A 14340-nucleotide genomic window follows, 5' to 3' on the forward strand; every position below is an offset into this window, starting at 1 on the left:
ATTGAATGAATATTCAATAAACAAAGGATAAAATCCGGTTAATGTTCTGATAATATTCATCAACTAACTTGCACCCATTAAGCAGAATCACTCAATTAATACCAACTTATATTCAAAATTTATGGTGAAAATTTTACAATTATTTAAGAAAATCAGCTTGAAAATTGGGCTTTTAGCTTATTTCCTGCTGTACGTTTTTACACTTCAGGCACAAGTAGTGGTCACTGGAGTAGTAAAAGATGGAATAGAAGACATCCCCTTGCCGGGAGTTTCTGTCTACCAAACAGGTGGTGGAAACGTAAGTATTACGGATTTAGACGGAGTTTATAGCATAGAAGTTGCTAATGCTCAAGCTGAATTGGTTTTCTCATTTATAGGGTTTGAGTCCCAGAATGTAGTCGTGGGTAACCGGAAAAACATTGACATCACTTTAGTAGCGGAAGAAACCCTACTTGAACAGGTGGTAGTTGTGGGTTACGGTTCCCAGAAAAAGATTAATCTAACCGGCGCAGTTGACCAAGTATCGGGTGAAGATATTATTAATCGTCCGGTGGGAAATGTAATGCAGAGTTTGCAAGGGGTAAGTCCCGGGTTGAATATTACCTATTCCGGTGGTAGACCCGGCAGTATTCCCAATATCAATATTAGAGGGTTTACATCTATTAATGGTGGTGGTCCTCTTATTGTAATAGATGGTGTAGCTGCAGCTTATGATGACCTGTTACGATTGAATCCTGCCGATATTGAATCATTTTCAGTTTTGCGTGATGCTGCCTCTGCAGCCATTTATGGTGCAAGGGCTGCATTTGGTGTGGTTTTGATCACCACCAAGCAGGGGGGAAGCAAGCAAGTAATTTCTTATAACAGTAATTTCTCTTGGGGAAAACCTACGGTAATGCCTCAACCGGTTACCGACCCTTATATTTATAGCAGGGTGATGGATCAAGCCACAAGCAATACACCTTGGAACTATATTAATTTCAATGATTACCATTATTCTTGGGCCAAAGAAAGATCTGAAGACCCTTCAATAGAGGATGTAAGAGTTGATCCCAACAATCCAACACAATGGGCTTATATGGGAAACAATGACTGGTACGATTACTTTTTCAACAGTTCCAGTTTTTCTACCAACCAAAGTTTGTCCATCAGTGGTAGTTCCAATAATGATGGGATGCCCATAACCTATTATGTATCGGGTGATTATACCAGAGAAAATGGGATGAACAAATTGCAGCCGGACAATTGGGACAGGTATTCCTTGAGAGCAAGGCTTACCGCCACGCCTAAGAAATGGTTGAAATTGGACAACAACCTTAATATTTATCAAACGAAACGAGAAGAGTCTACCAATAACATTACGGATATCTATTCACTTACTCCGATCGAAGTAGCGGAAAATCCGGACGGAACCTGGGCCAATACAGATGCAGGTAGATTGGCAGCTAGATTGGTTGATGGAGGTAGAAACGTCGAAGACATGTTTGGCTTTCACAATATCTTTAGGGCCATAGGTACCTTTTTAGACGGAGACTTAACGGTGACAGGAAATGCAAGTTTCAAAAGAGAGCAATGGATCTATGGCTGGAATACAAAAAGTTACAATATAGGCTTTGGCCCTGATGATGTAAGAACGGAAGGTGGAGATGGTTCTGTGGTTCAGCGTAATGGTAATCTACAGAATACTATTTTTGACTTATACAGTAATTATACTAAAACTTTTGGCGACCATACCATAAGTTTGCTTGCCGGTTATAACCAAGAAAGTTATTCCTATTCGTCTGTTCAGTCTGAAAGAAGGGTGTTGATCTCTTCATCTTTACCCTATATAGGCTTAACTACAGGAGATTCTTTTATCACACCGGGTTACAGCTCTTATGCTACCCAAAGTGTGTTTGGTAGGGCTAATTACACCTATGACAACAAATATATTCTGGAATTCAATGGCCGTTATGATGGTTCGTCCAGATTCCCAAGTTCAAGTAGGTGGGGATTTTTCCCTTCACTTTCGGCAGCTTGGATAATTAGTGATGAAGGCTTTTTTAAGGAATTAACAGCTGATCCTACACTCAAGTTTAGAGCCTCTTATGGTAGTTTAGGAAATCAAAATGTGTCTAATTTTGGATATTTACAATCCTTGCCAACAGGGCTTTCTAGTTATTTAATAGATAACAATAGGCAAGTTGTGGTCTCCAGTTCGCCTTTATTGGCAGTTGATCCCAATTTCTATACCTGGGAAAGGGTAGTGACTACAAATTTTGGTGTAGATATTGGCTTATGGCAAGACAGGTTCTTTGCTACCTTTGATTATTTTATAAGAGATACCAAAGACATGTTGACCAATCCGGTAGAATTGCCGGGTGTTTTGGGGACTTCGCCACCACAACAAAATGCTGCAGACTTGCAAACCAAAGGATGGGAGCTTTCATTGAATTATAGAAATCAATTTGGCGCCTATGACAAGCCAATTGAATTCGCATCTAAGTTTTTTGTATCAGATTCCAGATCATACATTACCAGATTTGAAAATGAACAAGGCTTGTTTTCAAATTATAGGGTAGGTCAGGAAGTTGGTGAAATTTGGGGACTAACCAATGATGGGCTATTTGCCTCAGAAGATGAAATCAGTCAACTGGATCAATCTGCTATTATTCCTTGGGGTGCTTTGGACATTGTTCCCGGCTGGCCTAAATATGTGGACCTTAACAACGATGGAAAGATTGAGGAAGGACTTTCTGCCAATGATCCTAAAGACCTTAAACTAATTGGAAACAGCCGTCCTAGGTACCAGTTGGGGGCAAATCTAAGTGTGGCTTGGAATGGCTTTGATGTTTCTCTATTCCTTCAAGGCGTAGGCAAGCAGGATTATTATCCTAGGCATTACCTTTTCTGGGGGCCATACCAACAGCCCTATGCCAATATCTACCCTTGGAATTTAGATTACTATAGAGGAGAAGCAGACAGTGATGCGATGCGTGCTCAGCACAGTCAATCTTACATTGATGCAGGATTGGCAGATGTAAATACGGATTCGAGTTACCCAGTTCTCCAATCCTGGCTGGCAGATGCCAACTACGGTTCAGGCCTAGATATCTCACAAACAGGCTATTTGTTAAATGCTGCCTATGTTAGGGTAAAGAACCTAACCATCGGTTATAATTTACCTGAGCATTGGGTATCCAAGGTTAAAGCCAGTAGAATTAGGGTTTTTGCTTCCGGAGAGAACTTATATGAGTTTTCAGCCATCAAGTCATTTCTTGATCCTGAAGCCATCAATGGAGGTAATGGATGGGCTTACCCATTCCAAAGAAAGTTTTCATTTGGGGTAAATATTGACCTATAAACGAAAAATTAAAATGAAAAAATATACATATTATTTATTCATACTGAATATATTCTGGATTGCCTCATGCGATGAAGATTTTATGGACAGGTATCCGCAAACTTCCATTGCTCCTGAAGAGTTTTTCAAAACAGAACAGGATTTGGAGCTTTACGTCAATGGATTATTGTCACTTCCGGGCATGTTCGAGTACCAAGCAGATCAAAGTAGTGATAACCTTGCTACTACCGGAGCGGTTGAAGTGAAAAGCGTCATGACAGGTACGCCAAATTCTCAAAACATAACCGGTGGATGGGATTGGAGTAGGTTAAGAAATATTAATTATTTCTTAGAAAATAGCCGACAGGCGGATGCAAGTGTTGAAGCGATTGAACATTTTGAAGGAATAGCCAGGTATTACAGGGCCATTTTTTATTCTGATATGGTACAACGTTATTCTGATGTGCCTTGGTATGATCAATTGCTTTCTCCTACAGATGAAGAATTGTACAAGGGTAGGGATTCCAGGGAAATGGTAGTAGATGGAATCATGGAGGATTTGGAGTTCGCCAGCCAACATGTGCGAGAAGAGGTGCCAACCGGTACTCCCGGAAATTGGGCTGTGAAGCTGTTTTATGCAAGGTTTGCCCTTTATGAGGGAACTTTTAGAAAGTACCATGATGAATTGGCTTTGCAGAGTACAGCCAATACTTTCTTGACCAAGGCAAGTGAGATTTCAAAAATCATAATGGATTCTGGGGAATTCAGTATTTATAATACCGGTATGCCTGAAAATGATTATAAGGCATTGTTCAATAGGCAAGACTTGACAAGTAATAGTGAAGTGATATTGTTTAATGCTTATGACCGTAATAAGGACAAAAGTAGTGATGTCAATACCGGGGTTTTTGGGACTTATGAACAATCTCCGGCCAGAGATTTGGTTCAGGCTTATCTGATGGCAGACGGCTCTAGCTTTACTGACAAGCCGGACTTTGAAAATTTTTCTTATGTAGAAGAATTTCAAAACAGAGATCCTAGATTGTACCAAACTTTGGTTTATCCCGGCTGGATCAGAGAACCGGAAACCAGTGCGTATATTCCTTTACTGAACAGAAATTTTACCGGTTACTACCAACACAAAGGATATAGTAATACTACCGACAACCTTGAATTGGGAGGCTTAGACTTTCCTGTGTATAGGTTTGCAGAGGTACTTTTGATCTATGCTGAAGCTATAGCTGAGCTGGGAACATTAACCCAAGCAGATTTGGACGCATCCATCAATCTACTAAGAAGTAGAGTAGGAATGCCGGCATTGAACATAAACCAGGCAAATGCACAACCTGATCCTTTTATGCAAAACAAATACCCCAATGTTGCCGGCCCAATGGCAGGTGTATTACTAGAAATCCGTAGGGAAAGAAGAGTGGAATTGGCTGTTGAAGGTTATAGATTTGATGATTTGATGCGCTATGGGGCAGGCAAATTGATGGAAAATATTCCGGAAGGCATGTATTTTTCAGGACTGGGAAATTTTGATTTAACAGGGGATGGTATTCCGGATGTGAAATTAGTAGATGAAAATACTGATATCCCTGAAGATGATAATAAGGAAGTGAATGAGCTGGGGGAAAAGCTTATTTATTATAAAGCGGGTACCATAGATGATAATGTGACAGTCTATCTTGAAAATGGTGAAGATGGAGGAACCATGGTTACTGAAGTCACTCCTAGAAATTTTATCGAGCCCAAGTACTATTATAGACCTATCCCTATACAACAGGTAACACTCAATCCAAACCTTGAACAAATTTTTGGTTGGGAATAAACAGTTAAGAAAAGAGTATCAGGTAAGCTGTTGGAACCATTTGGTTTTAACAGCTTACTTATGTTAATCTATAATTGAATTTAATACCCTAAATAGATGAAGAAAAACACAATGAGGTTGGCCATTATTTTTATGTTTAGCACCATGCTTACATTGGTTGCCAATGCCCAAGAGAAAAAGACCCTTTTTATTATTTTAGATGGAATCCAAAGGGAGCTTTTGGAGCAAAATCCAACACCAAACCTTGATGATATTGCTTCCCAAGGTGGTTACAGTCATGCTTATGTGGGAGGTGAAAAAGGAGGCTATTCAGAAACACCTACCATTTCAGCTGTGGGATACAATAGTTTGCTAACAGGAGTTTGGGTAAACAAACACAATGTCAAAGGCAATGGAATTCGTCAACCGAACTACAATTACCCAACCATATTCAGAAATTTTAAGAACAGTTACCCGCATAAAACCACTGCAGTTTATTCTACTTGGTTGGACAATAGAACAAAGCTGGTGGGAGAGAATTTAGAAGCAACAGGTCATTTGCAGTTGGATTATCATTTTGATGGCTTGGAAATAGATACGCTTTCTTATCCTCATGACGATAAAAGTGATTATATCAAAAGAATTGATCAAGCTGTTGCTGCTTATGCAGCAAATGATGTATTGGAGAAAAGTCCAGACATGACGTGGGTGTATTTACAATATACAGATGACATGGGGCACAGATTTGGGGAAAGCCCACAGATGGATGCAGGTATTCAGGAAGCAGACAGGCAGGTGGGGTTAATTTGGAATGCGATACAGAAGAGAATGGAGGCGCATAATGAGGATTGGATGATCATAATTACGACTGATCATGGAAGAAAAGTTGGAGGTCGTGGACATGGAGGACAAACTGATGAGGAGCGTGCAACATGGATTGTTACCAATAAAAAATTCAATGCTGTTTTTCAACAAACGCCGGGAATAGTATCTATTTTCCCAACCATTGCGCATTTTATGGACATTAATATTCCTAAAAATCAAGCCATGGAGCTGGATGGGGCCGGACTTTTAGGAGAAGCTTATGCCAGTCATTTGTCCGGCGAATTGGATGGTAAATCACTCAAACTATCTTGGAAAAGTTATTCATCCAAGGCTAAGGCAAAAATATGGGTCACAGCCACCAATCAATTCAAATATGGTGAAATGGATATTTATCGACTTGTTGGAGAGGTCTCGCTTGCTGATCAGGCTGATGTATTAGATCTGAAGACAGAATACGAGAATTTAAAAGTAGTGATGGAGTTGCCCACCGGTTACATAAATGTTTGGGTGACAAATAAGGAATAATTAAAAGTTATTATAAATTACTTTTTAATATACCATTAGTGTAAAACTAATAAAATATTTGGTGTTTGAAGGCTTAACTTAGCCTTTGAACACCTTTATTTATGTATAGACTAATTTTCACCTCCATAATTTCATTATTTACATCTATTATTCTTTTAGGTCAAGAGGCTGGGCATCCCGGGATTTTTGCGGAGAAGGCAGAGAAGCCGGTCAATATAGATGGGATTCTCAATGAACCAATTTGGAGAGAGGTAGGCTGGCAAAGTGATTTTATTCAGACTTTCCCTACAGATACGGAGAAGGCCATTGCTGAGACCAAGGTAAAGGTAGCTTTTGATGATAAATTCATTTATATAGCCGCCATACTTTTAAACCCCGAGCCTCGTGAAAAATATGTGAGTACTTCCTTAAGAAGGGATTATCGGGGCAATCAAAACGATGGAATCAGTATTGTGATTGACACCTTCAATGACAAAACCAATGGCTATATTTTTGGGGTCAATCCCTATGGTGTGCAAAGGGAGGCCATGGTAGGTAATGGTGGATTGCTATCTACCGACTTTAATTTGGCTTGGGACAATAAGTGGTATTCAGAGGCAACGATACATGAGGACCATTGGATTGTGGAAATAGGTATTCCCTTGTCTACCTTAAGGTATAAGGATGGAGCAAAAGACTGGAACATTAATTTTTATAGGATAGACAGTAAATACTCCGAAAAAACTACATGGACTCCCATTCCTAAAACCTTTAATGTGACCCATACTGCTTTTTCACGTAACCTTCATTTTTCTGAACCTTTGCCCAAATCAGGAGGAAATTATTCTATAATCCCTTATGCGGCAGTTGCCTCGTCCAATAATTCTATCAAGGGGATAAAGGAACCAATGAAACCATCCTTTGGAGGGGATGCTAAAATCGGGATAGGTCCTGCAATGAATTTGGACCTTACCGTTAATCCTGATTTTTCTCAAGTTGAAGTAGATGAACAGGTGACCAATTTAGATCGTTTTGAAATCTTTTTTCCGGAAAGACGACAGTTCTTTCTGGAGAATGTGGATCTTTTTGCTGATTTCGGGACAGACAGAATCAGGCCTTTTTTCTCTAGAAGAATAGGCGTGGACAGGGACGAAAATACAGGTCAAAATGTGCAAAATCAGATCCTATATGGTGCTAGGTTAAGTGGGAAGTTGAACGAAGACTGGAGAATAGGAGCGATGAATATGCAGACCGCCAACGATCCACTCAGAGGAATCTCAGGAAAAAACTTTACAGTGGCTGCCTTGCAGCGTAAGGTTTTTAACCGTTCCAATGTAGGAGTAATGCTTATCAATAGAGAAACCATGGATATGGAACAGGGGGGCTTGAATTTGGTCAATGGCCAACACAATCGATTGGTGGGTATTGATTACAATTTGTTTTCAAAAGATAACCGATGGACTGGAAAGTTTTTTTACCACAAAACATTTGAAGTAGATAAACAGCAGAATACAGGAACAGGCCATGCTCAACTTACTTTTACCGATGTAAACTTAATGGCAGGTTTGTCTTATTCCAAAGTAGGCGAAAACTACAATCCTTTGGTGGGGTATACTCCTAGAGTTGGTTACCAGAGAATTGCACCAATCATGAGTTACACTTTTTTTCCGGATTCTAAACTTATCAATCGTCATGGGCCGGGATTTGAGTCGGAGACCTTATGGACACCGGCATTGGGGATCACCGATGAACTGCATACCCTGAATTACTTGGTTCGCTTGCATTCTTATGCAGAAGTTACTTTTAGTGTCAATAATCAATATACCTATTTATTTTTTCCTTTTGACCCTACAAGGACTGGTGGAGAACCTTTAGCTCAGGGCACTTCTTATAGATACAATTATTTTGGAGTAGAAATGAAGACTGATCCAAGAAAAGCTTTTTCCTTGGTAGGAACAGGTCAAGTCGGTCAATATTATAATGGAAATTTGGCCAATTTCATGGGGACAGCACAATGGAGGGTAGGTTATACTGCCAATATATCCATGAATTTAAGTTACAGTCGGCTAAGGCTACCGGAACCTCAAAAAGATGTGGATTTAATTTTGATCGGCCCGAGGTTTGATTTAACCTTCACTAGAAGTCTCTTTTGGACGACTTTTATACAATACAATAATCAGATCGACAATATTAATATCAATACCCGTTTACAATGGCGATATGCTCCTGTTTCGGATTTATTCATGGTGTATACAGACAATTATTTCCCGGATTCATTTGCCTCTAAACAAAGAGCTTTTGTGATGAAATTGAATTATTGGTTGAACTTATAATTGGTGAATAGACAGAGGTTTAGTCCAATTTTTTTTTACTGATTTAATATAAGTCAAAAAAATAGGTGACTGAAGCTATTTTAGCCTAGTCACCTATTTTAGCTTTTAATTTTATTCAAATTATTTTAAATAATCAGGCCTTTTGGTTCCATTATAAGGTTTTGCACCTAGATTGGATTCACTAAATTTTTCCACAGTCACTAAATTTTTATCCGTAACTGTTGGTGCAGTAATAAAACCGTAATACCTGCCTTTCCAATAATCTCTTAAATAGCCGGTTGGCTCCATAATCCTATTGCCATTTCTGCCACCATCCAAAACAATCGCTCTTCTGGATTCCCTAAGGGCAGCAACTTCTCTAGGAGACATGGCCTTTACCCCACCTTCGTAAGAAATGTATCCGTCTTCTACAAACAAATCATCTCTGTGAGAGTTATTATAACTATAATCGGTACAGTCCAGTGGCCATTCCCTGAGATGTTGAGTGGCGGCTCCGAGATCTGCATCATTGCCTGTTAAGGCTGCATAGGTAAAATTAAACCATGGAATTTTTTCCATGCGTTTGATTTCGAAAGTCCTTTCCAAACTTCGTAAATAGGTGGAGCGCAAGTCAGGATCTTTTTCATAAGGAAGTAAAATCATATAAGACTCTAAGGCTAGGTTGTCATCCCATGGAGCGATTTGTGAAGGTGGGAAAGTTTTCTTTTGCTTGATTGTGTTTTCAGGGTATCCCCATTTCACCAATTGATCATAACCCTTTTTGTATTTATCCTCTCCGGTTAGTGCATAAGTGGCATAAGTAAACGCCAGTACTTCCAAGCCATTTATACCTCTGTCTTCATAGCCATATGGCCTTAGCAAATATTCCGGATTCCATCGGCCCCACCTGGTAGTTTCCCCATCGGCATCAACTAATTTCCAGCCATTTTCCATAATATAGGAGGTCATTCTTGTCATGTGCTCCTTTGCCAGTTCCTTCTCTTTTCCTTTGGCCACCAAATCATGGAAGATAGCTACTGAATAATAATGGGCAATGACTTCATCACTTGAGGCATCTCCTTTCCAGTACCATAAGCTATCTGCAGTAGCATACCATTTGGCAGGCAGACCGCCTGATCCTCTATTGTCCAAAGTTCCCGGATCTCCCTTTCTTGAGAAAACAGCTCTTGAAATTAGACCATCTATAGGTGTAACCCTTTCCAAAAATAACATGGCCTGAAAAGCATCCAATGCTTCTTCTCTGTCCGCTTCATCACCGGTCACAGCGTATTTATAACTCATGGCTGCTAAATAAGTGGCCGTATGGGCGCCATCATTGTCACTGATATCTCTAACCCATTCTCCATTTCTCTTGGATAATAAATGGGTAAAGCCCATTCTTTTATGGCCGTAAGCCTCCATCCATTCTTCGTAATGGGCTGCTTTTTTCTGTAGGGTATAAGGTTCATAGTGAATAATTCCCAATCCTCCATCAGTGGCAGCTATTACTTTATTTTTGGTGCTTGCAATACCATTGACCTTATTGTCAGGTAACCAAAGCCCGGAACCAAAATAATGGAATTCATCAGCAGTCATTCTGATCAGACCCCGAGTAGTTCCTATCCACATGTCGCTGTCAAAACCTCGGATCATTTGCGCCGTGTTTTCTACCGGTAAGCCATCTTCTCCTTTAATCTGCGTAAGAGAGGTCCCTCTCAGTAGGCCTAAACCTCGGTCTGTACTGATATAAAGTTTACTTCCTATACTAAGTAAGTCTCTGGTGTTTTTTGAGGGTAAATTACCCCAGTCAATCAGGTGTTCATTGACCACCTTTCCAGCCAATTGTACCAATTTACCAGGTTGCAAAATATGCAAGGTTTGGCTATAACTTTCTATGGCTGTAATGGGCCCTAAGGTTACAGGGTCTGCAAGGAGTTGACTACCATCTTCCATAAACATGGTTACATCACTAGAAAGATAGCCTCCTTCAGGCATAATATTTGTTATTTTTCCATTTTCATATTTGAAAATGGATTCAGAGGTAGCCACATGGACTTGATTCAGGTGTAGACAGAAATCAACAAATTTTTCAGCGCTGATTTTACTCCATTTTTTTGCATCAAAAAGATAGAGACCTGAATTGCTGCTTACCCATAGATCACCTTTTAATACTTCAATTTTATGAATTTCTTCCGGGGCTCCTTTTACCGGTACTAGTTGCTGCCCTTGCAAAATCAATAACCTCCCATCTTTTACTGTATACACAGCTTCATTCAATATTGCCACTTGCTCTACGGGCTTATCAGTTGGGATTACCTCCCTACGTTCCTGCAAATAGGGGTTGTCTTCTATAGGTTTCCAGAATTGCTCCGTATTCTCTTGCCCCAAGAGATAATTGCAATTTAACAGGGCGATCAGTATAACAAGCCCAGCTTTAAAAGTCTTCTTCATTGTTTAATTATTAGTGATTGTTAGTTAAATACCCCTATGCAATAAGAATGTACCACAGCAGAACTGTTTTTTGTAATTGTTACTTAATTGGAGAGGCTAGTTAATAGGCTATCTTTTGGGTGAAAAAATAAGGTGAATTTTTTTATAAAAACCTCAATTTAGATTCAAGAATTAAAAAACGGCGCAAGAGTTATTATTGCTATTAGCAATAATAACTAATCCCTAAATATCAGCTTTACCAAAAAATGGGGTTTGGAGGTTTTAGCATAGCATTGATATGGTGAAATTGAAAACAGCAACGAGTCGGCTGATTTTGATGTAATTTCAGCACCTAATCGATTGTCTATTGCATGTTTTGGGTTTAATAAAAATTGACAAAACAGAAATTCGTATCTTTAAAATAAGCTCGAATTAAGGCAGGTAAATGTGCCTGGCCTGATATACTTTCGGCGTTTCCCCAAACTTATTTTTAAATGCCCTGATAAAGTAAGTAACATTATTAAATCCTGCCATTGCACATACTTGTTGAACCTGAAAGGCTGATTGCTGTAATAATTGAGCCGCATTATTTAATCTTTGTTCTAAGATGTATTCCATAGGACTGATACCAAACTCTTCTTTGAATGTTCGCGAAAAGTGTGTTTTACTCATACAAGCCTTGGCGCTTAAAACTTCCAATGTTAAATCTTCCTGCAAATTTTGTTTGATATAGTTAACCACGTGGGCAATTCTATTGCTATTTGCCAGCGATTTATAGGTCTTTTCTAGAATGTCCCTCGCCTGAGTCTGGGACAATCGGATTAGTAATTCCTTTAAAGCCAAACTTGCTATCAGGTCTTTTTCTTTAGACCTTTCCTTCACGCCTATTCTAATAAAACGATTGATGATTTCGGATAAATCCTGATTATTTATTAGATGAAAATAATTCAAATCCAGTCCCCATTGCTTTTGCCAAACCTTATCGGGTAATTTTTCATTCAATAGGTTAAAAGTATTTTCAATCATTTCCTGAGAAATTGAGAGGGCTATACATTGTGTAGGATTGTCCCATTTGGCTTCAGGAAAATCAATTTTCATTATTTCGTTGGGAGGGACAATTACGGATTCGCCGGGCAGGTAGTCAAAGCCCGGTTTATCAAAAAGGTGCATTACTTTTTTGCCTTTAATCATTGTTGTCAATACCAAGTCACCAAAACTTAGATTGACACTTGAAGCCTGCTTATGTGTTTCAAAAATATTGAGCTCACAATTGTTTAATGAATAGGTTGTCCTGTTTTCGACAAGTGTTTTCAGGTCTCTTTCATTTCTCCAAGGTACTCCTGCTATGATGGGTTTTCGTGGCATAATTAATTAACGATAGGTTATTTTGGGTAGCATAAACTTTGCCTTATATTTTTTCAACCTCTATTAATATTAATTACCACATAAATTCTTAAAAATGATAAATCAAGTGGATAAGATGGTCCTTCAGGTCGATTTTAGAAATTAATTTACTACTAAATTTGATAAAACTCAAAATAATAAAAAAATGTCAACACAAACATTATCCCAAAATAAGCCGGTGGAAAGACCGGAGGTGAAAGAAAAATACGATCATTTTATTGGAGGCAAGTGGGTGGCGCCTACTACTGGTGAATATTTTGATAATATTTCTCCCATAGATGGAAAGCCATTTACCAAGGCAGCGAGAGGAAACAAGGAGGATGTGGAATTGGCTCTGGATGCTGCCCATGAAGCCTTCAAAACTTGGTCCAAAACTTCTCCGGCAGAGAGAAGTAAATTATTAAATAAAATTGCGGATGTAATTGAAGACAATCTCGAAATGCTGGCTCGAATTGAGACGGTAGACAATGGAAAGGCATTGAGAGAAACCAGAGGGGCGGACTTGCCCTTGGTAATTGACCATTTCAGGTATTTTGCCGGTGTGATAAGAGCCGATGAAAGTACAATTTCTGAGCATGACGAAAATACGGTAAGTATAGCCTTACATGAACCATTAGGTGTGGTAGCTCAAATCATCCCTTGGAACTTCCCTTTATTAATGGCTACCTGGAAAATTGCTCCGGCCTTGGCAGCAGGCTGTTGTACCATTGTAAAACCGGCGGAACAAACGCCCACAAGCATCATGGTAATGATGGAGTTGATCGGAGATATATTGCCTCCCGGAGTACTAAATGTGATTACCGGTTTTGGTCCGGAGGCAGGAAAGCCTTTAGCCAGTTCAAAAAGGGTGGCCAAGGTTTCCTTCACAGGAGAAACAACCACGGGCCGATTGATTATGCAATATGCCTCTGAGAATTTGGTGCCTGTGACCATGGAGTTGGGTGGTAAATCTCCAAATATTTTCATGAAATCCGTGGGGGATGCCGATGATGATTATTTTGATAAGGCTGTAGAAGGGGCTGTTTTGTTTGCCTTTAATCAAGGTGAGGTTTGTACTTGCCCTTCCAGAATTTTAGTTCATGAAGATATATATGATGTCTTTATGGAAAAGGTTATCGAAAGAACCAAGGCCATAAAAATGGGGCATCCCTTGGCGGAAGACACCATGATGGGCGCACAATCATCCAATGATCAGTTAGAGAAAATCATGTCTTATATGGATATTGGTAAAAAAGAAGGGGCTCAGATTCTGTGTGGTGGAGATAAAGCAGGCCTGAACAGTGGGTTGGAAACAGGATACTATGTACAGCCGACTATTTTTAAAGGCCACAATAAGATGAGGGTATTCCAAGAAGAAATATTCGGGCCCGTAACTTCAGTAACTACATTTAAAACTACTGAAGAAGCCATTGAGATTGCCAATGATACCATGTATGGATTAGGTGCAGGTTTATGGTCAAGAGATGCCCATGAATTGTATCAGGTGCCTAGAGCAATCAAAGCCGGGAGGGTTTGGGTTAATTGTTACCATGCATACCCAGCTCACGCACCTTTTGGTGGATACAAAAAATCAGGTTTTGGAAGGGAAAACCACCTGATGATGCTAGACCACTACAGGCAAACAAAGAATATGTTAATTTCGTACGATAAGAATAAGTTGGGTTTCTTTTAATCGATAAAGTGCCGGATGTCTTGTGACTCCGGCATTTTTTTATTCTCATTTAATTGCGGAA

7 protein-coding genes are annotated in these 14340 nt (G+C 39.5%); 5 read left to right on the forward strand and 2 right to left on the reverse strand.

Features of this window, described 5'->3' with window-relative positions; genetic code table 11:
- Positions 1 to 121 precede the first annotated feature (121 nt).
- The 4 genes from Q4534_RS16560 to Q4534_RS16575 all read left to right on the forward strand — a co-directional run bounded on the left by Q4534_RS16560 (position 122) and on the right by Q4534_RS16575 (position 8794).
- Positions 122 to 3343: a TonB-dependent receptor gene (locus Q4534_RS16560; RefSeq protein WP_303614261.1), complete on the forward strand. Its 3222-nt coding sequence runs from the start codon at positions 122 to 124 to the stop codon at positions 3341 to 3343.
- 13 nt (positions 3344 to 3356) lie between these two features.
- Complete coding sequence (locus Q4534_RS16565; RefSeq protein WP_303614262.1) at positions 3357 to 5153, forward strand: RagB/SusD family nutrient uptake outer membrane protein; 1797 nt, start codon at positions 3357 to 3359, stop codon at positions 5151 to 5153.
- A 96-nt stretch (positions 5154 to 5249) separates the two neighbouring features.
- Entirely contained in the window at positions 5250 to 6482 is a 1233-nt protein-coding gene (locus Q4534_RS16570; RefSeq protein WP_303614263.1) for an alkaline phosphatase family protein, read from the forward strand.
- Positions 6483 to 6583: 101 nt separating this feature from the next.
- The gene (locus Q4534_RS16575; RefSeq protein WP_303614264.1) at positions 6584 to 8794 is read left to right on the forward strand and encodes a carbohydrate binding family 9 domain-containing protein; all 2211 of its coding nucleotides are present in this window, start codon (positions 6584 to 6586) and stop codon (positions 8792 to 8794) included.
- A gap of 120 nt (positions 8795 to 8914) precedes the next feature.
- Here the strand turns inward: Q4534_RS16575 and Q4534_RS16580 are convergent, their stop codons facing one another.
- Entirely contained in the window at positions 8915 to 11224 is a 2310-nt protein-coding gene (locus tag Q4534_RS16580; RefSeq protein WP_303614265.1) for a hypothetical protein, read from the reverse strand.
- Between the two features lie 411 nt (positions 11225 to 11635).
- Positions 11636 to 12568: an AraC family transcriptional regulator gene (locus Q4534_RS16585; protein ID WP_303614266.1), complete on the reverse strand. Its 933-nt coding sequence runs from the start codon at positions 12566 to 12568 to the stop codon at positions 11636 to 11638.
- Between the two features lie 184 nt (positions 12569 to 12752).
- Here Q4534_RS16585 and Q4534_RS16590 point away from each other — a divergent pair, with 184 nt between their 5' ends.
- Complete coding sequence (locus Q4534_RS16590; protein WP_303614267.1) at positions 12753 to 14279, forward strand: aldehyde dehydrogenase family protein; 1527 nt, start codon at positions 12753 to 12755, stop codon at positions 14277 to 14279.
- The last annotated feature ends 61 nt before the right edge of the window (positions 14280 to 14340 follow it).

Source organism: Cyclobacterium sp. 1_MG-2023, assembly GCF_030546805.1.
GTDB lineage: Bacteria > Bacteroidota > Bacteroidia > Cytophagales > Cyclobacteriaceae > Cyclobacterium.

Coding starts and splice junctions, on each gene's coding strand:
- Q4534_RS16565 (WP_303614262.1), top strand. CDS start 3,357: ATGAAAAAATATACATATTATTTATTCATACTGAATATATTCTGGATT.
- Q4534_RS16575 (WP_303614264.1), top strand. CDS start 6,584: ATGTATAGACTAATTTTCACCTCCATAATTTCATTATTTACATCTATT.
- Q4534_RS16580 (WP_303614265.1), bottom strand. CDS start 11,224: ATGAAGAAGACTTTTAAAGCTGGGCTTGTTATACTGATCGCCCTGTTA.
- Q4534_RS16570 (WP_303614263.1), top strand. CDS start 5,250: ATGAAGAAAAACACAATGAGGTTGGCCATTATTTTTATGTTTAGCACC.
- Q4534_RS16585 (WP_303614266.1), bottom strand. CDS start 12,568: ATGCCACGAAAACCCATCATAGCAGGAGTACCTTGGAGAAATGAAAGA.
- Q4534_RS16560 (WP_303614261.1), top strand. CDS start 122: ATGGTGAAAATTTTACAATTATTTAAGAAAATCAGCTTGAAAATTGGG.
- Q4534_RS16590 (WP_303614267.1), top strand. CDS start 12,753: ATGTCAACACAAACATTATCCCAAAATAAGCCGGTGGAAAGACCGGAG.